This is a genomic window from Amycolatopsis sp. cg5 (assembly GCF_041346955.1).
GTDB lineage: Bacteria > Actinomycetota > Actinomycetes > Mycobacteriales > Pseudonocardiaceae > Amycolatopsis.
Window position 1 is genome coordinate 1,151,662 of the sequence record NZ_CP166849.1, and the last position, 24,314, is coordinate 1,175,975.

18 protein-coding genes are annotated in these 24,314 nt (G+C 69.4%); 2 read left to right on the forward strand and 16 right to left on the reverse strand.

Annotation, left to right across the window (positions count from 1 at the left end; genetic code table 11):
- The first annotated feature begins 61 nt into the window (after window positions 1–61).
- Entirely contained in the window at window positions 62–526 is a 465-nt protein-coding gene (locus AB5J62_RS05710; RefSeq protein ID WP_370947050.1) for a M15 family metallopeptidase, read from the forward strand.
- Window positions 527–725: 199 nt separating this feature from the next.
- Here AB5J62_RS05710 and AB5J62_RS05715 read toward each other — a convergent pair whose 3' ends face one another.
- The 16 genes from AB5J62_RS05715 to AB5J62_RS05790 form a co-directional block, all read right to left on the reverse strand.
- Window positions 726–1,424, reverse strand: a complete 699-nt coding sequence (locus AB5J62_RS05715; protein ID WP_370947051.1) for a methyltransferase domain-containing protein — start codon at window positions 1,422–1,424, stop codon at window positions 726–728.
- Window positions 1,421–2,698, reverse strand: coding sequence for an MFS transporter (locus AB5J62_RS05720; protein ID WP_370947052.1), 1,278 nt, complete (start codon window positions 2,696–2,698; stop codon window positions 1,421–1,423). The genes AB5J62_RS05715 and AB5J62_RS05720 overlap by 4 nt, the downstream gene beginning before the upstream one ends.
- Window positions 2,695–3,654: a biotin-dependent carboxyltransferase family protein gene (locus tag AB5J62_RS05725; RefSeq protein WP_370947053.1), complete on the reverse strand. Its 960-nt coding sequence runs from the start codon at window positions 3,652–3,654 to the stop codon at window positions 2,695–2,697. The genes AB5J62_RS05720 and AB5J62_RS05725 overlap by 4 nt, the downstream gene beginning before the upstream one ends.
- Complete coding sequence (locus AB5J62_RS05730; RefSeq protein ID WP_370947054.1) at window positions 3,651–4,277, reverse strand: allophanate hydrolase subunit 1; 627 nt, start codon at window positions 4,275–4,277, stop codon at window positions 3,651–3,653. The genes AB5J62_RS05725 and AB5J62_RS05730 overlap by 4 nt, the downstream gene beginning before the upstream one ends.
- A complete protein-coding gene (locus AB5J62_RS05735; RefSeq protein WP_370947055.1) occupies window positions 4,274–5,035 on the reverse strand; it encodes a LamB/YcsF family protein in 762 nt (253 codons plus the stop codon). Before AB5J62_RS05735 ends, AB5J62_RS05730 begins: the two co-directional genes overlap by 4 nt.
- Window positions 5,035–6,192 carry a pyridoxal phosphate-dependent aminotransferase gene (locus tag AB5J62_RS05740; RefSeq protein ID WP_370947056.1) on the reverse strand — a complete coding sequence of 386 codons (1,158 nt, stop codon included), beginning with the start codon at window positions 6,190–6,192 and terminating at the stop codon, window positions 5,035–5,037. The genes AB5J62_RS05735 and AB5J62_RS05740 overlap by 1 nt, the downstream gene beginning before the upstream one ends.
- A complete protein-coding gene (locus AB5J62_RS05745; protein WP_370947057.1) occupies window positions 6,192–7,445 on the reverse strand; it encodes a glutamate-5-semialdehyde dehydrogenase in 1,254 nt (417 codons plus the stop codon). Before AB5J62_RS05745 ends, AB5J62_RS05740 begins: the two co-directional genes overlap by 1 nt.
- A 5-nt stretch (window positions 7,446–7,450) precedes the next feature.
- On the reverse strand, window positions 7,451–8,515 hold the full coding sequence (gene proB / locus AB5J62_RS05750; protein ID WP_370947058.1) for a glutamate 5-kinase: 1,065 nt from the start codon (window positions 8,513–8,515) through the stop codon (window positions 7,451–7,453).
- Entirely contained in the window at window positions 8,512–10,839 is a 2,328-nt protein-coding gene (locus AB5J62_RS05755) for a condensation domain-containing protein (RefSeq protein WP_370947059.1), read from the reverse strand. Before AB5J62_RS05755 ends, proB begins: the two co-directional genes overlap by 4 nt.
- Before the next feature lie 14 nt (window positions 10,840–10,853).
- Window positions 10,854–12,413, reverse strand: coding sequence for an AMP-binding protein (locus tag AB5J62_RS05760; protein ID WP_370947060.1), 1,560 nt, complete (start codon window positions 12,411–12,413; stop codon window positions 10,854–10,856).
- A gap of 18 nt (window positions 12,414–12,431) precedes the next feature.
- Window positions 12,432–13,136, reverse strand: a complete 705-nt coding sequence (locus tag AB5J62_RS05765; RefSeq protein ID WP_370947061.1) for an alpha/beta fold hydrolase — start codon at window positions 13,134–13,136, stop codon at window positions 12,432–12,434.
- On the reverse strand, window positions 13,133–16,255 hold the full coding sequence (locus tag AB5J62_RS05770) for an amino acid adenylation domain-containing protein (RefSeq protein WP_370947062.1): 3,123 nt from the start codon (window positions 16,253–16,255) through the stop codon (window positions 13,133–13,135). The genes AB5J62_RS05765 and AB5J62_RS05770 overlap by 4 nt, the downstream gene beginning before the upstream one ends.
- On the reverse strand, window positions 16,252–16,479 hold the full coding sequence (locus AB5J62_RS05775) for a phosphopantetheine-binding protein (RefSeq protein WP_370947063.1): 228 nt from the start codon (window positions 16,477–16,479) through the stop codon (window positions 16,252–16,254). Before AB5J62_RS05775 ends, AB5J62_RS05770 begins: the two co-directional genes overlap by 4 nt.
- Window positions 16,480–16,745: 266 nt before the next feature.
- Complete coding sequence (locus AB5J62_RS05780) at window positions 16,746–18,413, reverse strand: IS66 family transposase (protein ID WP_370947064.1); 1,668 nt, start codon at window positions 18,411–18,413, stop codon at window positions 16,746–16,748.
- 464 nt (window positions 18,414–18,877) lie between these two features.
- Window positions 18,878–21,589: a sugar-binding domain-containing protein gene (locus AB5J62_RS05785; protein ID WP_370947065.1), complete on the reverse strand. Its 2,712-nt coding sequence runs from the start codon at window positions 21,587–21,589 to the stop codon at window positions 18,878–18,880.
- A 281-nt stretch (window positions 21,590–21,870) separates the two neighbouring features.
- On the reverse strand, window positions 21,871–22,776 hold the full coding sequence (locus tag AB5J62_RS05790) for a glutaminase (RefSeq protein WP_370947066.1): 906 nt from the start codon (window positions 22,774–22,776) through the stop codon (window positions 21,871–21,873).
- 103 nt (window positions 22,777–22,879) lie between these two features.
- Here AB5J62_RS05790 and AB5J62_RS05795 point away from each other — a divergent pair, with 103 nt between their 5' ends.
- Window positions 22,880–24,265 (forward strand): amino acid permease, encoded by a 1,386-nt coding sequence (locus AB5J62_RS05795; protein ID WP_370947067.1) that lies wholly within the window; start codon window positions 22,880–22,882, stop codon window positions 24,263–24,265.
- The last annotated feature ends 49 nt before the right edge of the window (window positions 24,266–24,314 follow it).

Below are 24,314 nucleotides of genomic sequence, written 5' to 3' on the forward strand. Positions count from 1 at the left end.
ATCGCCGGCATATCGAAAACCGGATACGCGCTGGTAATGCCCCAGTGCCTTGACTGCGAGCATGACCAACACCGAACCGGCGCCCGGCGCCGTCCCACCCGGCGTGACGGTGTTCGACGACATCCCGGCCGTCGCCAACCTCGACGCAGGCCTGCTCGCGGCCCTGCGCGCGGCGGCGACCGTCGCCGCCGACTTCGGGATCGAGTTCCGGGTCAACAGCGGCTGGCGCTCGCGGCGCTACCAGGCGCACCTGCGCCGCGAGGCCGTCGCGAAGTACGGCTCGGAGGAGGAAGCGGCGCGCTGGGTCGCGACCCCGGACACCTCCGCGCACGTTCTGGGGCACGCGGTCGACATCGGCCCGCCCGCCGCCGCGGCATGGCTGTTCGAGCACGGCGCCGCGTACGGGCTGTGCCAGATCTACCTGAACGAACCCTGGCACTTCGAGCTGCGGCCCGAGGCGATCGAGCACGGCCCGCCGCCCATGTACCCCGACCCCTCACACGACCCCCGGCTCAAGGCCTCGTGAGTGGTACGGCCGGTTCTAACCGGCCTAAACGCTCACGAGTCCCGTACCCCGAGAGTCGGCACGCGTACCTGACGAGTCGGCACGCCCGCCGACCCTTCAGGTACGCGTGCCGACTGCTCAGGTACGCGTGCCGACCCTTGAGGTACCCAACTCAGGTGGGGTCGTGAGTGGTACGGCCGGTTCTAACCGGCGTAAACACTCACGAGTCCTTTACGCCGGTCGTGAGGACGAAGGGGACCGCGACGAAGAGGCGGTCCGCCTTGGCGCGGGCGGTCTGCTCCTTGAACCAGGCGCCCTTGCCGCCGATGTTGGCGAGCATGGGCAACGCCGCCTCGCCGGTCCAGACGATGGTGTGGACCTCCGCGGTGACGTCGGTGAAACCGTTGTCCAGCAGGAGGTTCCGGTAGGTGCGGGCGATCCAGGGGTGCGTCACGCCGTCGGCGCGGGCGCGGATGAGGTCGCGGGTGCGCTCCGGGTCGTCGGAGTCGATCATGTACGCGTCCCAGTCCTGCGCGGTGAGCAGCGCGCGGCCGCCGTCGGCGAGCACGCGGTGCGCCTCGACGATGGCCGCCTCGGGGTCGGGGAGGTCGTGCAGGACCTTGTCGGCGCGGTAGCCGGTGAGCGAGCCGTCGTCGAACGGGAGGTCGGTGACGTCGGCGACGTGGAACTCGCAGTCGGGCCAGCGCTCGATGGCGACGTCGATCATGTCGGTGTCGAGGTCGACGCCGATGGCCTTCGCGCCGAGCGCGGCCAGTTCGCCGACGGCGAGTCCGCTGCCGCAGCCGACGTCGACGACGACGTCGCCGAGGCCTTCGTAGGTGCGCTCGCGCAGTGCGCGGGCCTGGGGGTAGTCGTCGTAGGCGTCCAGTAACTCGAGCATGGTCCTCACGAACGTCATTGTGCCGCCGGTTCCACGCCGGAGGCGATCCGCCGCTCCATGTCGGCCGCCACCGGCCGGGAATACACCCGGAGGAACGGCACCACGACCGTCAGCGCGATCACGGTGAAGACCGCGAACGCGACCTGGGTGCCCGCCCACTCGGCCAGCAGGCCGGACAGGAACGCGCCCAGCGGCACCGCGCCCCAGCCGAAGAGGCGGGCGGTGGCGCTGTAGCGGCCCATCATGGCCGTGCTGACGAGCGTCTGGCTGACGGTGCGGGAGTTGACCACCCACAGGCCGCTGCCGAGCCCGCCGAGGAACGCGCCAGCCGCGACCACCCACGCGTTGGTGCTGAACGCCGGGGTGGCGACCATGGTGCCGGTCAGGAAGATGTTGCCCAGCATGACCTGGCGGCGGCCGAAGAGCCGGTTGCAGGTGGCCACGAGCAGCGCGCCGAGCGTCCCGCCGGCGCCGAGCGCGCCGACCAGGAGGCCGTAGACGGCCTTGTCGACGCCCATGGCGGTGGTGGCGTACAACGGCATCAGCGCCAGCCAGGCGCCCCACAGCGAGTTCAGTGCGGTGACCAGCACGGTCATCACGCGCAGCACGCGCTGGTCCCACAGGTACCGCAGGCCTTCGGCGATCTGCGCGTGGACGGCTGGCTTGGCGGCCGTGGTCTGCGGGACGCGGAAGCGGCCGATCAGGAAGACCAGGGTGGCCGCGGTGATCGCGTAGGTGAGCGCGGTCGTGCCGAGCACGATCCCGGCGCCCGCGGCCACCAGCAGGCCGCCGAGGAACGGGCCGATGAACTCGTTGCACACGGTTTCCGCGCCGGTCAGCCAGGAGTTCGCGCGTTCGCGTTTCGGGCCGGAGACGACCGAGGGGAGCAGCGCGGCCGCCGCGGTCAGCGCGATCACCTCGGCCACGCCGAGTATGACGCCGCCCGCGTAGATCATCGGCAGGGTCAGCACGTCCGACAGCACCGCCGCGAGCAGGCCGCCCACCACCGCGACCCGGACGAAGTTGGCCAGCCACAACAGTTTCCGCCGGTCGCCGCGGTCGACGAGCACGCCGACGTGCAGCGCGGTGAACAGCCACGGCAGCATCAGCGTGGTGAGCACGCCGGAGACCAGCGCCGGTGAGCTGGTCAGTGTCGTGGCGATCAGCGGCAGCGCCACCTTGAGCACGCCGTCGGCGAGGTTGGTGGCCGCGGTGAAGGCCACCAGCACGGTGGTGTTGCGGCCGCTGTGGTCGGCCGCCGCCCGCACCCGTGGTTCGAGCGTTTCCGTCATGACGCTGTCCTTTCCGCCGTCGGGACGCCCGCGCTGGTGTACGCGGTGCGTGCCCGCCGAGTCAGTGCGTCCAGTACCTGACGTTGCCGTCGATGATCGCCGACCGCATCCTCTATCGTGCGGAGCCGGAACCTGAGCCGCTGACCTGGGCGAACCTGGCCGAGCGTGGACAGCCCGGCGCGGGTCACGACGGCGATCACCGCGTAGCCCGCGGTGATCGGATGCGAGCGGCGCAGCACCAGCAGCTCGTCACCGGGCGGCAGCTCGACCGCGCCCGGCGGCACGCCCTTCGACAGCAGGTCGGTCTTGGCGACCCCGGTGGGCACCGGGCCGTCGAGGCGGACGCCGATGTCGTCGCTGTCGGCCTTGGCCGTGTACGTGCCGATGGTCAGCGCGGCCGCCACCGCCTCGTCAGCGTCCGGGCCCGCCGTGATGTCGATCGTGAGCGGGTCGGGGAACCGGGGCGCGACCGCGCCGAGCACGAAGACGGGGTGGTCGACGGGACGGTGGCCGTCGCGCACGTCGACGACCGAGCCCGCGCGCAGCCACGGGCGCACGCCGAGTTCCGGCGCGGCCGCGCAGCTGCCGAGCGTCCGGTCGACGTGCCAGTCGCCGTTGACCGCGACGTAGGCACGTAAGCCGGTGAGACCGGTCAACTCCACGAGGTCATGAGCGTTGACACACAAGGGTTCCCAGGCGCGCCGACGTGACCCGTTCACGGTGACGGTCACCGGCGCGCCCGTGATCGCGAGGAACGCGGGCCGGTCCGTGGTGAAGGCGAAATCCGACGCGGTCACCTCGATCAGGGGCGAGTTCTCCGCGTTGCCCGCCAGGATGTTGGCCACCGAGGCCGAGTACTGGTCGGCCGCGCCGCCCGCGGGCAGGCCCTGCCTGGCGAAACCCGGTCTGCCCAGATCGGTGACCGCGGCGAGCCCGGCCCGCCGCACCGTGATCACGGCAGCGCCCCGGACACCGGCACGAATCGGAACCGGTCGCCAGGCCGGTACGGCACCATCGGGTCGCGGGACGTGTCGACCAGCTTCAGCGGGGTCCGGCCGAGCAACCGCCACCCGCCCGGCGAGACCACCGGGTAGATCACCGCCTGCGTGCCGGACACGGCGACCGAACCGGCGGGCACCGACGTGCGTGGACTCGGGCGGCGGCTCACGCGGGCGGGAAACGGGGAGCCGTCGAGCATCGGCGCGCCCGCCGGCGCGCCCAGGAACCGCACCACCCAGTCGGTGCCGGAGTGCAGCCGGACGACCTCGTCCTCGCTGAGACCGAGTTCGAGGGCGACGTCCGCCAGATCGGGACCGTCATAGACGACCGGGATCTCGAAAAGTCGAGAAACTGGTGGTGTATAAGCCTTTTCAAGATCGAGTTCGCGGATCCGGGCGGCCAGCTCGTCGTGCCGGACACGCGCGCAGTCGAACGTGACCAGCAGGCTGTCGTACGTCGCCACCAGATCGGTCACGTCCGAGCCGGTGAGCGCGTCCGCGAGGTTCTGCACGGCCTGCCACGCCGAATCCCCGCCGGGCCGGACCAGCAGTGCCGAATCACCGCAGTGTTCGATCTTCACGGCGCACCCACGAGCGGCGCGATGTCCACGCCCGCCTCGTGCAGCGCGCCGCGGATGCCGCGCGCGAGGTCGACCGCGCCGGGGGTGTCCCCGTGCACCAGCACGGTGTCGCACGCGATGGGCAGGTCGCGGCCGGTCACGGTCCGCACGACCCCGCCGGTGACCGCCCGCACCACCCTGGCGGCCACCTCGCCGGGATCGGTGAGGACCGCGCCAGGTTCCTTGCGTGGCACCAGCGTGCCGTCGTCCCGGTAGCCCCGGTCCGCCAGCATCAGGATCGCGACCGGCAGTCCCGCCTTCCGCGCGGTTTCGGCGAGCACGCCGTCCTGCGTGACCATGATCAGCGAACGGTCGAACGAGGCCACGGCGTCGACCACGGCCTCCGCGTACGGCCGCTCGCTCATCGCCAGGTTGCCGAGCCTGCCGTGCGGGGTCACGTGCCGCAGCCGGGCGCCCGCCGCGGTGGCGAACGCGCCGAGCGCACCGAGCTGGTACAGCACGTCGGTCCGCACCTCGCGGGCGGTGAGCTCCATGGTGCGCCTGCCGAAACCGGCCAGGTCGGGAAACCCCGGATGCGCGCCGACGCCGATGCCGCGCCGGACGCACGCGGCCACCGTCTCCTCCATCAGCCGGGGATCGCCTGCGTGGAAACCGCAGGCGATGTTGGCCGAGGAGACGACGTCGAGCAAGGCCGCGTCGTCGCCCATGCGGTAGGCGCCGAACCCCTCACCCAGGTCCGCGACCAGGTCGACCCGCATTACCCGGTGCTCTCGATGAGGTCCGCGATCGCGTCGAGGCCACGCCGGATCCGCTCGGGCGGCTCGGTGCCGACCGAGATCCGGATGTGGTGGTCGCACGAGTCCCCGTAGGCGATCCCGGGCACCACGCAGACGCCGGATTCACGCAGCAGCCGGTCGGCGAACGCGTCCGACCCCAGCTTCGAACGGCCCAGCGAGGCGAAGAGGTAGAAGGTCGACTCGCCGGGCAGCACCTCGATGCCGCGCTCGGCCAGCCAGCCCGCCACCTCGTTGCGGCGCGCGACCACGGCTTGGATCTGCGGCCGCGTGCCCTCGATGAGCGTGTCGAAATGGTCGGCGAGATACCGCATCAACGGCGTCGGCGCGCAGGTGATCAGGTGCTGGTTGACCTTGAGCATCTGGTCGATCAGCGTGCGGTGGGCGACGACGTAGCCGACGCGCCACCCGGAAATGCCGTAGTTCTTGGACATCGAGTTCAGCGTGACCGTGTGCCGCAGCTCCGGATCGGCCGCGCCGCAGGTGATGAACTCGGTGCCCGGCTCGACGAACTCGTTGTACGCCTCGTCCACCATCAGCAGCAGGCCGTGCTCGTCGGCCAGCGCGTGCAGATGGTCCAGCTCGGCGGCCGTGTAGACGTGACCGCTCGGGTTGTTCGGGTTGTTGACGATGATCGCCCTGGTGCGGCCGGTGACGTACGCGCCCAGCTCGAAGACGCTGACGTCGTGCGGCACGCTCACCGGGACGCCGCCGCACAGCCGGACCTGCGTGGGATAGCTCAGCCAGAACGGCTCGAGCACGAGCACCTCGTCGCCGGGCTCGACGGTCGCCAGCAGCGCCAGGTAGATCGCTATCTTGGACCCGGCGGTGATCAGGATTTCGTGGTCGGGGTCGAAGAACAGGCCGAACTGGTTCCCGTAGTACTTGGCCAGCTGCCTGCGCAGCTCGGGCAGGCCGCGGGAATGGGAGTAGTGGTGCAGCTCGGCCGGGTCGATGCCGCCGAAATCCGGGGCGGGCACGTCGAAGAACGACTCGCCGAGCGAGAGCGTGATGATGTCGTGGCCGGTCGACTTGAGGTCGTAGACCAGGTTGTTGTACTTGATGGAGATCGCCTGGTCGACGGACTCCAGCAGCGAGCTGGGCCGCAGCGGATTGACCATCAGGCGACCGTCCTGGTCTGCCCGTCGCCCCAGACGACGTTCTTCGCGGTCATCAGCGAGGCCAGCCCCATCGGGCCGCGCGCGTGCAGTTTCTGCGTGGACACCCCGATTTCGACGCCGTAGCCGAACTCGCCGCCGTCGGAGTAGCGGGGCGAGGCGTTGACGAACACGCTGCCGGAGTCGACCTCGCGGGCGAACCGGTTCGCCACCGCGATGTCCTGCGCCACGATGCCCTCGGCGTTCCCGGTGCCCCACTCGCGGATGTGCGCGATCGCTTCGTCCACATCGGACACCACGCGCACCGCGAGCACCAGGTCGAGGTACTCGGTCGCCCAATCGTCCACAGTGGCCTCGACGGCCTTCGGCCACGCCTCGCAAACCTGGGCGCAGCCCCGGATCTCGACACCGGCCGCAGCCAGCTCGTCCAGCGCGCCCGGCAGCCAGTCCGCGGCCAGATCCTCGTGCACCAGCAGGGTTTCGATCGCGTTGCACACGCTCGGCCGGGACGTCTTCGCGTTGACGACGACCTCGGTCGCCATGCCCGGCAGCGCGGTGGCGTCGATGTAGAGGTGGCAGTTGCCTGCGCCGTCGATCACCGTCGGCACGGTCGCGTTGCGCTCGACCGACGCGATGAGCTCGGGACCGCCGCGCGGCACCAGCAGGTCGACGTAACCCTTGGCCCGCATCAGTTCCAGCGCCGCTTCGCGTGACGGGTCGTCGACCAGCTGGACGATCGCGGACGGCACGCCGGGGTGTTTCGCGATCGCGGAGTCCAGCGCGGCCATGATGGCGCGGTTGGTGTGCATCGCCGTCGACGAGCCGCGCAGAATGGCGCAGTTGCCCGACTTCAGGCACAGCGCGGCCACCTCGGCCGTGACGTTCGGGCGGGCCTCGTAGATCACCGCGATGACACCCAGCGGCTCCAGCACCCGTTCGATGCGCAGCCCGTTCGGCCTGGTCCAGCCCTCCACCACCCGCCCGGACGGATCGGGCAGGTCGATGATCGTGCGGATGGCGGCGGTCAGCCCGGCCGCGCGGCGTTCGGTGAGCGTCAGCCGGTCCACGAGCGTCGCGGAGGTGCCGGCTTCACGGGCGGCGGCGACGTCTTCGGCGTTGGCCGCGATGATCGAGTCCCGGTGCGTTTCGATGGCCTCGACCATGTCACGCAGCACGGCGTTCTTCTGCGCGGTGGTCAGCCGCTTGAGCACGGCCGAGGCCGCGACCGCGTCCTGACACTGGTCCAGCACGGTCATGATGATCAGTCCTCTCCGATGCGTACGTAGTCCGAACCGGCGAGCAGCGCGGTGTCCGGCGCGCAGCCGAATTCGACGCTGGCCGCGCCGAACCGGATGCCCCCGCGCGCGAGCAGGCGCTGGTCGGGGCCGGTCAGGTCCACCACGTCGCCCGCGCGGAACCGCCCGCGCGCGGTGGTGACCTGCACCCGCCGCAACGGTTGCCGGTGTTCGATGGCCAGCCGCCCGGCAGGCGCCAGCGTGATCACACCCCGTGGCGGGGTGCGGAAAGCGCGCCACAGCCTGCCCGCCGACGGCGGCTTGCCGTGCACCGGGCGTGGCGCGAAGTCGGTGCCGACGGCGACACCGCGGTAGGCGTCGATGAGCACGGCGGGATCGGCGGTGTCGGCGATGACCGTGCGCACGCCGGAATAGGTGGCGATCCAGCAGGCGGCGAGCTTCATCCGCATGCCGCCGGTGCCGCCGTCACCGGTCGAATCACCCGCCATGGCCTCGAATTCCGCGTTCAGCGCCGGCACGTGGCCGATCTTGCGCGCGGACGCGCCGAGCATCGGGTTGCCGTCGTAGAGCCCCGGCACGTTGGTCAGCAGCAAGAGGAGTTCCGCTTCGAGGAACCCGGACAGCAACGCGGCGAGCACGTCGTTGTTGCGCACGCCGAGCGCGTCGTTCTCGTTGACGATGGGCAGGTAGCCGTGCCGGTGCATCTCGTCGAACAGGGCACGCACCCGGACCCCCGACTCCGGCTCGATCAGGTCGTGCGGTGTGAGCAGCACCTGCCCGGTCACCAGGCCGTACGCGGCGAACCGCTCCCGCAGCGCCGGGTAGAGCAGGCCTTGCCCCAGTGCGGCCGCCACCTGCTGGGCGGCGTCACCGCCGGACCGCGCTATCTCCGGGTACGCGGTCCGGCCCGCGGCGATGGCGCCCGATGCCACCAGCACCGGCGCCAAGCCTGAGGCGATCCCCCGGTGGATCGCCTCGCAAAGCCTGTCGAGCCGGTCGGGGTCGACCCGGCCGTCGGTGATCAGGGAGCTGGTGCCGATCTTCAGCACGACCCGCTTGCCGGTGTTCACACCAGCCGCCCCTTTTCGAATTCCGCGATCGCCGCCGCGACCTGCCGGGCGACGTCGTCGCGCAGCACGCCGTGGTGATCGGCGCCGGTCCGCAGCACCGTCGGCTCGCGGAACCGGTTCGCCCAGTCCTCGCATCCCGCCGCGTCCAGGTCCGCGCCGACGACCAGCGCGGTGACCGGCAGTTCCGCCGGGCCGACGTAGGACTCGCCCAGCCTGGCGTGCCTGGCGTAGGCGTGCCAGCGCTCTTCCAGCGTCTCGGCGGGGATCGGCTGGCCGTCGGCCGCCAGCCACGCGGCGAGCACCCTGACCTGGAACCCGGGTTCGCCGACGATCGACGGCAGACCCGAGGCGAACGCCGACGAGAACGCGGCGAACAGCGCGTCGTCCGGCTCCGGCGTGTGCCCGACCGGCGGCGGGGAATCCAGCAGCACCAACGGTTTCGCGGATTCCGACGACATCTCGTACGCCACCAGGCCGCCCATCGACCAGCCGCCGAGCACGTCCGGGTCGAGCCCTTCGGCGGCCAGATCGGCCGCGAACCGCCGAGCCATCTCCTTGATGCTCGTCGCGGGCTCCTGCTCCCGAGAGGCGGTCACCCGCCAGGTCGCCGGAAGCGCGTCGACGATCGCCCGGAAGTCACCGGGACTGCCGCCGGCACCGGGCAGCAGGTGCAGGTGCGGTCCGGTGCCCTCGCGCAGCGAGACGGTGGTCGTCGTCGGCGCGTCGCCCGGCCCGTCTTCGGTGCCAGCCACCAGTTTCACCAGCTCGCGCGGGGTCGGCTCGGCGAGCCACTCCACCGCGTCGATGAACACCCCGGTCGCGTCCTCCAGCGCGGCACTGAGCCGCAGCAGGAACAGGGAATTGCCGCCCGCGTTGAAGAAGTCCACGTCGGGCCCCTCCGGCGGCTTGCCGAGCAGCTCGGCCCAGACCGCGTTCACCTGCCGCCAGGCGTCCGACCCGGGGTGGCCCGCCGGCGCCGCGACCGCGTCGCCGCCTTCGGTACGGGCCTGGGTGGACCGGGTGGTCACCTCGATGCCGCCGACCAGCTGATCCGGGCCGGCCGCGAGCACGGTCTCCAGGTCGGCGAGCAGCGCGTCGGCGGTCGCCCGGTCGTAGCGGCCGGTGTTGTACTCGACCTCCGCGTGGTATTTGCCGTCGGCTTCCCAGGTGGAGATGGAAAAGTCGGCTCTGGCCGCCCGGTTCGGGCTCGGCTGCAACGCCAGTCCGATGTCGCCGAGCGCGAGCCCGGTGCCGATCGGCCCGAGGTGGCTCAGCCCGACCGGGCAGTCGTCGGTCAGCCGGTGCCGGGTTTCTTCAGGCAGCGCCCCGAAAACGACCGGGTACGGCGCGGCCTGGTGCGCGATCGTCGCCCAGGCGTCGTCACGCGCGGCGGTCACGATGTCGGCCACCGTGGACGTGTCGGCCACGTGACCCCGCGAAAGGCACAGGTTGGCGAGATACCCGACGACACCCTGCTCCTGCGGGGTCATCCGGTTCGCCAGTTCCGTCCCGATCGTGACGTCCGGCCCGGCGCCGCCCCGCGCGAGCACGATGTGCATGGCGGCCTGGAACACGGCGAACGGGGTCGCGAACGTGCGCTTGGCGAGCGCCGCGATCCCGGCCGTGGCCGGTGCGCCGAAGGTGTGCCGGAACACCACGCCGGGCGCGCCGGGCACGAACTCGGCGCCGGTGCTCGCGGCGATCGTCGTGGCGGACGCGCCGGCCAGCCGGTCACGCCAGTACTCGACGTCGGCCGTCCACGGCGCGCCCGCTCGCTGCCGGTCCGCGTACCGCTGGAACGGCTCCGGCTCGATCTCGAACTCGGGCTCGGTGCCAGCGACCGCGGCGGCGTAGGCCGTCGACAGGTCCTCGACGACCAGCTGCAGTCCCCAGCCGTCGAGAAGCAGGTGATGGACCGTGAGCAGGAGTTCGTGCCGGTCACCCGCTCGGACGTACGCGAGTCGGGCCAGCGGCGCCTCTTCGAGCGACATCGGCTGCTGCTGCGCCTCTTCGGCGAGCAGCCCGAGCAGCTCGCCGGAGACGGGTCCGTCCGTCTCGACCCGGCGGACGAAGGCGCGCAGCTTGGGCCGGACCCGAAGCCGCACGTCCTCGTCCACCCGCACCACGGAAGTCCGCAGCACGTCGTGCCGGTCGACCACCCGCTGCCACGCCGTCTCCAGCGCGGCTTGGTCGACCGCGCGCTCGGCGATCAGCCGCCAGGTGATGTGGTAGACCGACTTGTCCTTGGCGCGCTGGTGCAACCACCACATCGCCGCCTGCGACGGCGTCGCGGTGGTCGTCTCGTGCTCCACCCCCGTGTCCACGATCAGGTCCTTTCTCAGCGGCCGAGGAACGCGTCGACGAGCTTGCGGCGGTCGACCTTGCCGTTGTCGGTGATCGGGAACTCGTCGCGGTGGTGGAAACCACGCGGCCGCATGTACTTCGGCAGATCCGAGACGAGTTCGATCAGCTCGTCGTCGGAAAGCTCCTCGCCGAGGTAGAACGCGTGCAGGTCGACCTCGCCGTCCGAGGCGGGGATCGTGACGACCACGGCCTCGGAGATGGTTTCGTGCCTGCGCAGCGAACTCTCGATCTCGCCGAGTTCCACGCGGTTGCCGAGCACCTTCACCTGGAGGTCGACACGGCCCTGGTGCACGAGTTCGCCGTTCTCCCGGCGGATCCGGTCACCCGTGCGGTACCAGTGCTGCGAAGTGAGCGGCGTGCTCCCGTCGTACGACGTCGCCACGTCGTCCACAATGGACACGAAGCGGCCGACGTTGTCCGACGGGTCGAGGTAACCGGGGAAGCGCTGGTCGCCGCGGATGCAGAGCTCGCCGTCGTCGCTGGGCTTGAGGTCCTCGTCGAGCAGCACGTACTCCAGGCGAGGGAACACGTCGCCGATCGGCAGCGAGCCGTTCGAGGTCGGAACCCGGTCGGCCGGATCGGCGGGCACCTCGTACGCGGTGACGATGCAGGCGCATTCGCTGGGCCCGTAGCAGTTGATCACCGCGGTGTTCACCGCCGCCCTGGTCCACGCCTCGACGTGTTCCACGGTCAGCGCCTCGCCGCCGAACGAGCTCAGTTCGAGCGTCGGCATGCTGCCGGGGCCGAGCGCGCGCAGCCGCTTCGCGAACCAGATCAGCGACGGCACGGACATCCAGTGCGTCAACCGCTTGTTGTTGATGAACTTGACCGGCGCCAGCACGTCGTGCCGCTGCGCGACGACGACCGCGCCGCCGCCACCCCAGGTGCCGAACATGGCCAGCGCGTGCCCGTCGAAGCTCAGCTCGAACGTCTGCGCGCCACGCGAGGTCGGCCCGAACCGGTACCGCTTCGCCACCTCGGACAGGAAACCGTGGAGGTTGGCGTTCGTGATCGGCACGCCTTTCGGGCGGCCGGTGGTGCCGCTGGTGCAGATCAGGTACGCCGGGTCGTCCGGGTGCGGCTCCACGATCGCCGGGACGACGAGCGCGGGATCCGTTTCCAGGTACCGCTTCCAGTTGTCGCCGGTCAGGTCGAGGATGTCGACGCCCGCGTTCGCGCGGTACTCCGCCGCGCCGTCGCCCGCGCTGTCGTCGATCATCGTCAGGTCGAGCCCGGCCTCCGCGGTGATGCCCAGGTTGCGGGTGGCCGGGTTGGCCGGGTTCATCGGCACCACGGTCGCGCCGAGCCGCAGCGCCGCCAGGTAGGAGATGTAGCCGGACGTGCTGCGCGCGGTCAGTATCCCGATCCGCTTGAGCGGGCCGTCATGCGCGGCGAGCATCGCGGCCGAGGCCTGCTCCACCGCGCCCAGCAGCTCGCGGTAGGTGTAGACCTCGGCGCCGACCTCCAGCGCCACGTTGTCCGGGTACGCCCGCGCCGAGGCGTGGAACCAGTCGAAGAGTGAACGTGTGGTCATGACGGCAGACTCCAAATGTCAGGTGTTCAGGAAGGACGCCAGCGCTTCCTGCAGCTGGGGGAAGTTCTCCGGCTTGGCGATCGAGTAGTGATCGACGCTCACCTGGTGTTCGGTCAGGTCGGGCGCCAGCTGCCGCCAGGTCGCCAGGTTCAGCTCGCGCGCGTCTTCCGGCTCGGCGCAGGCGAAGTACAGCACCCGGCCCGCGTACTCGCGCTCGACCTTGTTGTCCGACAACGCGGTCAGCTGACCTTCCAGCACCCGCTTGACCCGCGCCGCGGCCTCCTCGTCCGGCCGGGGACCGAGCATGCCGCCGATCTTGTCCAGCAGCCAGTCCGCGAACCCGTCACCGGCCGCGAAGGCGAACGGCGAGGTGTCCAGCATGACCAGGTTCGGTTGGACGCCACGCTCGGCGAACCTGCGGCTCGTCTCCCAGCCGATCACCCCGCCCATCGACCAGCCGAGCACGAGGTCCGGCTCGACGCCGGCGTTGTCGAGCACCTGGACGACCGAGTCGACCATGTCGCCGACGCGGTTCTCGGTGCCCTCGCCCGCGACCAGGCCCGACGCCCGGATTCCGTAGACATTCCTCGTCTTGCCCAGGAACCCCGCCAGCTTCAGGTAGTAGCCGAGACCGCCGCCCGCGCCGGGAAGCAGCACGGCCGCCGGGCGGGAACCCTTGCGCACCAGCGGGACCAGCCTGCTGGAATCCGTCGTGGTCGTCATTCGTCCTCCTGAACCGAGTGGATCATCGAGGCCAGCGTCGCGATCGTGGGCGACGCGAAGAACTCGCCCATCGTCAGCGTGACCCCGTACGTCTGCTGGATTTCCGCGAAGGTGGTGAAGATGTTCAGCGAATGCGCGCCGTACTCCAGCACCGGCCGGTCGCGGAGGATGCCGTCGATCTTGAGCACCCGCGACCACAACGCGGCGAGGTCGCGTTCGAGATCGCTTTCGTACTCCGCCACCGTGACCTCGTCCTGGCGGTGGGCGGCGAGCTGCTCGTCGAGTATCCGGCCGAGCGCCCTGCGGTCGGTCTTGCCGGTGGGCGTCGCCGGGATCTCGTCCACCGTGAAGATCCACAGTGGACGCATGTACTCGGGCAGCGTCGCCGCGATGTGGGTGCGCACCCGCTCCGGCTCCGGCGTCGCGCCGGGATGGGGGAGCAGCAGCAGCGCGATCTCCTTGGCGGAGCCTTCACCGTGCACCACCGCGACGGCCTGGCGCACGCCGAGCACGCGGGTCGCCACCGCCTCGATCTCGCTGAGTTCGACCCGGTTTCCCCGGATCTTGACCTGGGTGTCCAGCCTGCCGAGGAAGATCAGCTCGCCCCGGTGGTCGCGGACCACCAGGTCCCCGGTGCGGTACATCAGGCCTTCGCCGGCGAAGGTGTCCGGCACGAACCGCTCCCCGGTCAGCCCGGGATCGTTGCGGTAGCCGTCGGAAAGGCAGTCACCGCCGAGGAAAAGCTCGCCGGAGACCCCGGTGGGCGCGAGGTGCCCGGTCGCGTCGACCACGTACGCGGCGACGCCGGGCAGCGGCGTCCCGATCGGCACGTGCGTCGGCCACGACGCGTCCTCGGCCGACAGCCTGCGCGTGGTGACGGCCTGGGTCTCGGTGGGGCCGTAGTGATTGACCAGCTCGCAATGCGGGTGCTGGACGAAGAACTCGCGCAACTGTTCGTCCACGAGCAACTGTTCGCCGGAGACGCAGAGCTTGCGCAGCGCGGGAAGCCGCGTGCCGCGGTCGAGCGCGTGCAGCACCATCGGGCGCAGCGCCGCCACCGGCAGGTAGACGTGCGTGGCCTCGGACTCGGCGATCCGCTTGAGCACCGCGGCGAAGTCACGCCGGTCGGCCGCGCCCCGCGAGATGACCGTGCCGCCGCTGAGCAGCGTCGGCAGTATCTCCTGGAAGCAGACGTCGAACCCGAGCGGCGCGTACTGGAGGAACCGGGTGTCGTGGTCCATGCCCAGCGCGTCGACCTGCCAGGCGGCCAGCCGGGTCAGCCAGCGCTGTCCCATTTGGACACCCTTGGGCGTGCCGGTCGAGCCGGACGTGAACATGACGTAGACCGCCGCGTCCGGGTCGCCCTGAGCTTCGCCGGGCTCGGCCTCGACCAGTTCCTTGATGGCCACTGTGGACACATCGGGCACGACCTCGTTGCCCGCGATGAGACGGCAGTCCGCCTTGCCGACCATGTAGGTCAGGCGTTCCTTGGGCAGATTCGCGTCCAGCGGCAGGAAAGCCGCGCCGCGGCGCAGGATCGCCAGCACGGCGGTGACGGCGTCGACGAGGTTGTCACCGGCCAGCCCGACCAGGTCGCCGCGGCCGATGCCGCGCTCGGCGAGCCCGCCGGAAGCCCGCTCGACGGCGTCGACGAGTTCCGCGTACGTCACCTGCCGGCCCGGCTCGTCGATGGCGATCGCGTCCGGTGTCCGCCGCGCCGGCGCCTCGACACCGTCGACCAGCGTCGCGTGCTCAGGCTGGGCGCGCCAGCCGTCGGACCGCGTGCTCGCGCCCGCCGAGGCGTCGGCGAAAAGCCCGGCCAGCGAAAGGGAACTGTCGGTGATGGCCCGGCGCAGCGCGGTGCGCAGCGAGGTGAGCAGCTCGTCGGCGATGGCGGGCGCGATGAGCTCGAGGTCGTACTCGAGCTCCAGCAGCCAGCTGCCGTCGACCGGCGTCAGCCCGAGCCACAGGTCGAACTTCGCGGTGTCGTTGCCGGGCTCGGTGACCCGCCGGACGGGCCCGTCCGTGCCCGCGGTGAACGTGTCCTGCATCGCCACCATGGCGGAGAACAACGGGTTCCGGTTCGTCGTCCGGTCCGGCCGCACGTCCGCGACGAGCTGCGTGAAACTGATGTCGGTGTTGGCGCGGCAGAAGTCGATCGCCTCGGTGACCACAGTGGACAGATGGTCGGCGACAGAGCGCGTCCAGTCGACCCCGACGGTCACCGGCAGCGTGTTGACGAAGAACCCGCACAGATCGAACGCGCCGATGGTCCGCCTCGCCAGGAACGGGCTGCCGACGAGCACTTCCGGCACATTCCCGTGGCGCGCCAGCACCGCGCCGTAGATCCCGGTGAACAACACGAAGGGGGAGACGTTCAGGTCCTGGCAGGTCGCGGTCAGCGCGGCCGCCTCGGCGTCACTGAGCTGCCACCGCACCCGCGCGCCACTGAACGACGTCTGCGTCGGCCGTCCCGGCCGCGGAGCCAGCTCCAGCGGCGGGACCGCACGCAGCCGCTCCGCCCAGGCCGCGGACCGTTCGAGCGTCGCGTCCGCCGTGCCCGCGCGTTGCTGCGCGGCCATTTCCTTGAGGTAGGCGCGTTCCCGCAGCTCCACCTTCGCGTCGATCTCCGCCCGCGTGAGCGGCTCGGTCAGCATCCGCTCCAGATCACCGACCAACGGCCCGACGGACAGTCCGTCGAGGACGATGTGATGATCGGCCAGCAAGATCACCGAAGCGCTGTCATCGCTCGCCCGCACGGTCGCGAACCGGTACGCCGGGCCGTTCTCCAAATCGAACTCGGGCCTGCCGATCCGCTGCGAGGTGGCCACGACCGCCTCGTCGAAATCGGCGGCCGCCACGACCACCCGTTCACAAGGAACGGCCGGCGCCGCGGGCGTGAGCCGCGCGTGCATCTCCGGCAGCACACCAAAGGTCTGCCGCAGCGCCGGCTGCATCGCGACCACCGCGGCGATCGCGGCTTCCACCCGCGCGGCGTCATGCCGCGGATCGAGGTCGAACCGGACCAGCATGTTGTACACAGGCTGGCCGGCGGCCCGGTTGTGCACAACGAGAAGTCCCTGCTGGGACCCGGTTATGGAGAAGGCCTGGCTGGTCATGCGCCTGCCGCCAGCTCGGTCAACCAGACCTTGAGATCCCCGATGGTCTTCACGTCGACAAGACTGGTCAGATCGATTTCGGCGTCCTCGTCATCGACGACGTCCACCGCCAGCCGCAAGAGCGCCAAAGATTCGATTCCCGCCGCCAGCAACGGCGTTTCGTCGGTGAAGCTCCCCGTGGCGTACTTCTCGATGATCTGGTCGAGATTAGAAGTAGCGGGCATGACCGCCTCCCCCTTCTGGGCTGATTCGTCCTTGGGGTGCCTCCCGACGTTGCGTGCGTGTCCGCCCTCCCCAGAGCGCGACGTTTTCGGGGCACTGCGGCCAAGTTACACGCAGACCGCCGCGAAACCCCGGCCTCGGAAACAACCGAGCAGTCCAGAAGAGTGAGCCCGCCCCGCCGCCCTATTTCGTGACGAAACCACGGGTCCTTTGTGGAAAACACATACCCCCGCCCAGGAAAACCCCACACCTTCGGTGAAAGACCGTCTCAACCCCGCGAATATCGGCAATTCCCCAAGCCCGGCCCCAAAAAGGTAACTTGCTCATGGGGTCGTGAGTGTTTAGGGCGGTTATTGGCCGGAAGGGCAAACGTGGCGGGCGAGTGGAACCTTTGCTGCATCTGACGCAGCAGAGGTTCCGCTCGCTCACGGCTGGCCGGGGTCGTCGTGGGGGTCGTGAGTGGTGCGGCCGGGTAACTAGTCAGGTGGTTGCTGGGGTTGGTTGGTAGCCAGGGGTTGCCGGTGATGGCGTTGTGGAGTGCGGTGAGGGTGTGGACGCCGTTTTTGCGGGTGGTGGAGATGTAGGACCGCACTGTGAGCCAGGTGGTGGCTCCGGTGCGGGTGCGCCAGCCGGCGAGTTTGAGTTGGGTTTTGGTCATGCGGATGTCGCGTTCGGCCTGGTTGTTGGTGAAAGGCACTGTCAGGTCGAACGCGAACCGCAGGACGTCGTCGCGGTATTTGTGTAGTCGTTCGAGCAGGGCCCGGGTTGTGGTTTGGCGGGGCCGGCCGCCTTGCGGGTGTCCGATGTGGTTGCGGGGATGCAGGTTCAGCCCGTCGGCGAGGTGTTTGTCGAAGCGGGTGATCATCGGGTGCAGGACTTCGGCGGGTAGTTCGGGTAGGTCGAGGTCGCGGGCGGTGTGGGCGGCGACGTTGAGTTCGTCGAGCACGCCGATCAGCAGGCCGGGCCAGTCCTGATCGGGGTGGGTTTCGGTGGCGGCGATGAGTTCGCGCTGGTGGTGGGCGTTGCAGAGCGCGTGGACGACCTCGGTGTAGGTGCGGTAGGGGTGCCAGCCGTCGTGCACCGCGATGCCGGCGAAGCCGGGCAGGACACCGAACGCGTCGATCGCGTCGCGGCCGCGTTGGGGGTGCAGCAGATAGGTCGTGAGTTTCTCGGTGGAGGCCGAGTGCAGCCACCATCGGACACCGGCCGCGCGCAGCGCGGTCTCGTCGAAATGCGCCACCGGCGCCCGGCGCACCGCGTCGTGGACGGCGTCGGTGAACGGTTGCAAGGCTGGTGCGACCTGCCGCAGCACGGAGGAGACCCAGCCGGTGGACACGTTCATGCCCAGCACGTCGGCCAGCAGTTGCGCGGCGCGGGCGATCGGGATGTGCTGATAGGTCAGCAGATACGCCGCCAACGCGGTCACGTTCGGCCCGTAACACGCCGGGGCACTCGCCTCGGCCGGCGCGGCCGCGGTGGTCAGCACCCCGCACCGGCAACGCCGCTGATGCAGCCGATGCTCGGTCACCACGGGCGTGATCTCGGGCAGGTCGTGCACCTGACGGCGCACCACATCGACACTGGGCCGGTTCCGCAACCCGGTCCCGCAGCCCGAGCACGCCGACGGCACATGCTCGACAACCCTGTCGGGATTATCGACCAGCTTCAGGTTCGCGCCCGCCGCACCGGGTTGTTTTCCCTTGCCACGACCGGTTTTTCCGCGCAACGACTTCGGTGCCGGCTTGACATACACGTCCTGCGACGGAGGTTTCGACGAGTTACGCGAGTTCGTCTTCAGCTGTCGTTCCAGCTCCGCGACCCGCTCGGTCATCCGGGCCAGCTCAGCTCGCAACGGCTCAATCGTCGCGATCACCGCGGCCTGAGCCACCACCAAGGCAGCAAGTTCGTCATACGACGGACGCTCACTCCCGGCCACGTGGTGATCATCGCAGAACGACGATCACCACGTGACAGAGACCTGACTAGTTACGCGGCCGGTTCTAACCGGTCTAAACACTCACGACCCCGGTCTCGGCGCCTCGCCCGCGCGGGGCGCTCGGTCCGGCTTCGGGTGAGGGAGGCCCTCACTCAGCCGCGCCTGGATGAAGGCTCCCTTCATCCACGGGTGAGTGCCCTTCGCGTCGTCCAACGCCGCAAAACGCACCACCCCTCGATGGGGCAGCTCCGACCGGCCGGGGTCGTATTCGACGGCCTGGCCCTCCGCGGGCTCGGGCGGAGCCGGACGAGTTGATCCACGTGAACGCCACGTTCGCAACGTTGTGCGTTGCGAACGCCTCGTTCACAACCTTCAGGCCGACCCAGCGCGAGCAAGGACGAAGGCCCCCTCCAAGCGCTGGAGGGGGCCTTCGCCCAGTCGAACCGGATCGAACCGGCGTGAACCTACTTGCCCGGGACCGTCTGGGTTCCGGTGTTCTGGCCGGTCACCCGCACGGACGGGGTGCCGCCCTTGAGGTCGGCCGTCTTGTAGGTCGCGGTGAGCGTGACCGTTTCACCCGGCCACAGGCTGACCGCGTTGTCGGTCCACTCGACCGGCAGGACCGGGACGCCGCCGGACACGACCTTCGCGTCCAGGTAGAACGCCGGGATCTTGCCGGAGCCGGTGTTCTTGAGCGTGACCGTGGTGATGGTCTTGTCACCGGAGGTGGTCGAGCTCGCGGTCGTCGAGACCGTGGTCGACGCCAGCTTGCTCAGTGCCGACAGGTCCGCGTAGGACTTGATCTTCGAGCCCCACCAGTCGGTCGTGCTCCAGTCCGTCTCGTCCTTCTTGGAGCCGGACGACAGCCAGTACACGTTGCGGCTGACCTCCTTGCCGGACGAGTCGGTCAGGGTCAGCTTGACCAGGTAGGTCGCGGACAGGCCGCTGATCGACGGGATGGTCAGCGCGACGGCCTTGCCGCCGTTGGCCGCGGGCGCGACGGTGGCGGTCTTGGTGTACTTCTCGGTGCCGTCCAGGTTGTACACCTTGGTCGTGGCCTTGAGGCCGCTCGCGGCGCTCTGGGTCTTGTTGATGACCACGACCGAGTTGTTGTCGTACGAGTACTGGATGTGCAGCGGCTCGTTGGCCTTCTTGACGCCGAAGTACGCGCCGCTCTGGTCCATGTACCGGTCGAAGAGCTGCCAGTGCAGCGAGGTCCACGGGCTGTTCAGCATCCAGTAGATGAGGCCGGTCGCGGGGTTGGACGAGTCGGTGTAGTTCCGTGCGTGCGACTCGTACTCGGCGCGGACGTTCTCGTACTGGGCGAGCTGGGACTTCTTGACCCACTCTTCCAGGCTGGACGACTTGCCGTACCGGTTGTTCAGCGCCGTGGCGAACGCCTCGATGGTGCTGAACTGCTCGGACTGGGAACGGTGGTACTGGACCGCCTTCGGGTTCTTCCACAGCGACTCGAGCTCGCTCGAGGACAGCATCCGCTTGAGGGTGTCCAGCGTCGGGATGTTGACGCCCGCGCTGGTCTCGGAGTTGAAGCCCCACGCGCCACCGGCGTTCTTGTGCGCCTTGTCGTACCAGTAGTTCGGCGGGATCCACTCGTACGGGCCGTTCATCTTCATACCGGACTTGCCCAGGATCGGCGTGGACTTGGTCTTGGCGGCGGGGATGATCGGGACGTTGAAGTCGGCCGCGTTGACCGCGTCCAGGTAGTCCTTCTCCTGCCGCGCGGTGGGTGCGAAGTCACTGCCGATGTGGAACGAGATCACGCTCGGGTGGTTGCGCAGGCGCTCGGCCTCGCCGGTCATCGAGAGCTTGGCGGTGACGTAGTCCTCCGGCGTCCACTTCTGGCCGCCTTCACCACCGTCGTTGCTCTCGCCCTCCCACTTGTCGCAGCATTCCCAGCCGGGCATGGTCAGCACGCCCATCTCGTCGGCCATGTCGAAGAAGTCGTCGCCCTCGATGTGGCCTTCCAGGCGGACCGTGTTCATGCCCATGTTGAGCACGTAGTTCAGGCGGGTCCTGGCCTGCGCCGCGTCCCAGCGCATGAACAGGTCGGGGGAGTACCCGCCGCCGAGGATCAGCAGATCCTTGCCGTTGATCGAGTACTGGCGGCCTTCGCCCCGGATCGGGGCCTTGACCTCGCGGACGCCGAACTTCTCGCTCGCGTCGTCGGAGGCGGAGCCGCCGACGTTGGCGGTCAGTTTCAGGTCGTAGCGGTGCTGGCCGCCCATGCCCGCCGGCCACCAGACGTTCGGGTTGTCGAGACCGACCACCGGGAAGGAGACGTTCTTCTTCTCCTTGGCGGCCAGCGTGACGTCCTTGCTGATCGCGACGCCCGCGACGGTGCCGGAGACGGTCGTGGTGACCGGCGCGTCGGAGTCGTTGCGGACGTCGACCTCGGTGGTCAGGTCCGCGTGCTTGAGGTCGCTCGCCAGCTTGGTGTTGACGTGCGCGCCGCGCAGCGCGACCGGGCCGCTGCGGCGGACCAGCACGTCACGCACGATGCCCATGTTCTTGTCCGGCGGGGTCTGCGCCCAGTCGATCCAGCCCATGGTGAGGTCGCGGTTCGGGTCGTTCGGGTAGATCTTCAGCGCGACCGCGTTGGCGCCCGGCTTCACCACGGAGGTGATGTCGAGGTCGTGGCGGGTGTAGGAGCCGACGACCTGCTTGCTGTCGGCGATCTTGGTGCCGTTGACCCAGACGTCCGCACGGGAGAGCACGCCCGAGAAGTCCAGGTAGGTGCGCTGCGCGGTCGAGTCCACGGTCAGCTGGGTGCGGTACCACCACGGCACGGTGAAGTCGGCCGGGTTGGCCGACTTCAGGTTGGTCGAGTAGAACGGGTCGGGGTATTTGCCGTTCTCCAGCAGGCCCGCGAAGACCGTGGAGCGGGCCGACACCGGGTACCAGCCGCTGGTGGAGAAGTCCGGCTTGCTCACCGACGAGTCGTCGCTGACCTTGGCGGACGACTGGATGTGGTAGCCGGGAAGTGCTGCCTCCGCACCCGCGGCGGCGGGCACGGTGAGGGTGGTGCTGGCGGCCGGCTTGACGGCGGGGGCGCCGTTCGCCTGGGGTAGCACGGCCGCGCCGCAGGTGGCGGCGACCAGCGCGGTGGCCGTCAGTAACCGGACCGCGGTGCGTGGATTCTTCTGCCTGGACTTCACTGATGCGCTCCTCGGGGCACACGGGGGGCGGGTGTGGAAATACGTAGGAGAAATGTCGCTTATGTCAGTAAACGATTCCCGCTGATGCTAGACGGCGTCGCGGGGCCGGGCAATATCTGACGGCGTTTTGTGCACCCGATTGCACGCAGTTGTGTAAAGGTCCGCCGAGACCGGGGTTGACCTGCTTGTTCCGGCTGCTTAGGGTACAGATGTAAGCGCTTTCTTGTCGACCGTTGTGCGTCGCGCAATTTATCGGGAAGAATGCATGCGTTCGCGTTCGGTCAGAAAATCGACCAGCCGGTCAGCGTGGTGAACCGGTCCAGCGCGGCGACCCCGGCGACGGAGTTCCCGCGCGCGTCCAGGCCGGGGCTCCACACGCAGATCGCGCAGCGTCCGGGGACGATCGCGACGATGCCGCCGCCGACCCCGCTCTTGCCGGGCAGGCCCACGCGATAGGCGAACTCGCCTGCCGCGTCGTAGGTGCCACAGGTCAGCATCACCGCGTTGATCCGCTTCGCCGCGCTGAGGTCGAGCAGCCGCGTGCCGTCGTTGCGGACCCCGTGCCTGGCCAGGAACACCGCGGAGCGGGCGACGTCCTCGCAGGTCATCGCGATCGAGCACTGGCGGACGTACTGGCCGAGCACCGCGGGCACCGGGTTGCGCATGTTGCCGTAGGAGGCCATGAAGTAGGCCAGCGCCCGGTTCCGGTCGGCGTGTTCGGCTTCGGAGGCGGCGACCTCGGCGTCGATGCCGATCGACGTGCTGCCGCTTTCCTCGCGCAGGAAGGTGAGCAACGCGTCGGCCGCGTCGCCGTGGCCGGCCAATTCGTCGGTCACCACGAGCGCGCCGGCGTTGATGAACGGATTGCGCGGAATGCCGTCCTCGTTTTCCAGCTGTACCAAGGAATTGAACGGGTTTCCGGACGGCTCGCGGCCTACTCGCGCCCACACTTCGTCGCCGTGCGCGAGGGTCAGCGCGAGCGTGAACACCTTCGACATGCTTTGGATCGAAAACGGCTGCCGCCAGTCGCCGACGCCGTGCACCGCACCGTCCAGTTCGGCCACCGCCATGCCGAATCGGCGCGGATCGGCCTGCGCCAGCGCGGGAATGTAGTCGGCGACGGCGCCACGCCCGATTTCCGGCATGACGTCGTCGGCTATCCGGTCCAGCAGCGCCGCGAAATCCACGGGCCGCAGCCTAACCAAGGTGGAACAGTGATCTGTGGCACACCTTAAGTCTTCCTTAGCGCGCTTGGTGACTTGCCGCACAACGCCCTAGCGTCTGTAAACCATGGATTCCTCCTCGCTGCTCACCGACAAAGGTGAAAGCTATTCAAAAGCACTGGGCAACCGCCAAGTGCAGATGATCGCCATCGGCGGCGCGATCGGTGTCGGGCTCTTCCTCGGCGCGGGTGGCAAACTCCACCAGATCGGCCCGTCGCTGGTCTTTTCCTACGCGATCTGCGGCGTGGCGGCGTACTTCGTGATGCGCGCGCTCGGTGAGCTCGTGCTGCACGAGCCGAGTTCGGGCAGTTTCGTCACCTATGCCCGCAAGTTCATCGGGCCGTGGGCCGGTTTCGCCTCCGGCTGGATGTACTGGGTGAACTGGGCGATGACCGGCATCGCGGAGATCACCGCGGTCGCGATCTACGTGCACAAATGGCTGCCCGACGTGCCACAGTGGATCACCGCGCTGGTGGCGCTCGGCGTGCTGCTGGCGGTGAACCTGCTTTCGGTGAAACTGTTCGGCGAGCTGGAATTCTGGTTCTCGGTGGTCAAGGTGCTGGCCATCGTCGTCTTCCTGGTCACCGCGGCCGGGCTGGTGCTGACCAGCGCCGACATCGGCGGCACCACGGCCGGTGTGCACAACCTGACCGGCCACAATGGATTCTTCCCGGCCGGCGTCGGCCTGGCGCTGATGACGTTGCAGGCGGTCATCTTCGCCTACTCCGCGATCGAGGTCGTCGGCATCGCGGCAGGCGAGACCAAGGACGCCCGCAAGGTGCTGCCGAAGGCGATCAACAGCGTCATCTGGCGGATCGGCGTGTTCTACGTCGGTTCCGTGCTGATGCTGGCGATGCTGCTGCCCTGGCCGTTCTACAACGGCGACGAGAGCCCGTTCGTCACGGTCTTCAGCAGGCTCGGCATCCCGGGCATCGGCGACGTGATGAACGCGGTCGTGCTCACCGCCGCGCTGTCGAGCTGCAACTCCGGCCTGTACTCGACCGGCCGCATCCTGCGCGCGCTGGCGGAGAAGGGCGAGGCGCCGAAGTTCGTCGGCCGGATGAGCGGGCGCCACGTGCCCTACGGCGGCATCCTGTTCACCTCCGGCGCGTACGTGCTGGGCGTGGTGCTCAACTACCTGGTCCCGAAGGACGCGTTCGACATCGCGATCGCCATCGCCTCGCTCGGCGTGATCACCACCTGGGCGACGCTGATCTTCTGCCAGCTGCGCCTGCGTCAGGCCGCGCTGCGCGGCGAGGTGGAGCGGCCGTCGTACCGGATGCCGTTCGCGCCGTACAGCGGCTGGGCCACCCTTGGTTTCCTGGTGCTGGTCGTCGTGCTGATGGCCTTCTCCGACGGCGCGGAAAAGATCGCCTTCTATTCGATTCCGGTGCTGGCCGTGGTGCTCACCATCGGCTGGCGAATAGTCGCCAAGAAACAAAAAGCCGGCTGACGCTCATCGCCGTCTGTGCGTGAACGCCCCTTTCGCGACTTTGATCGTC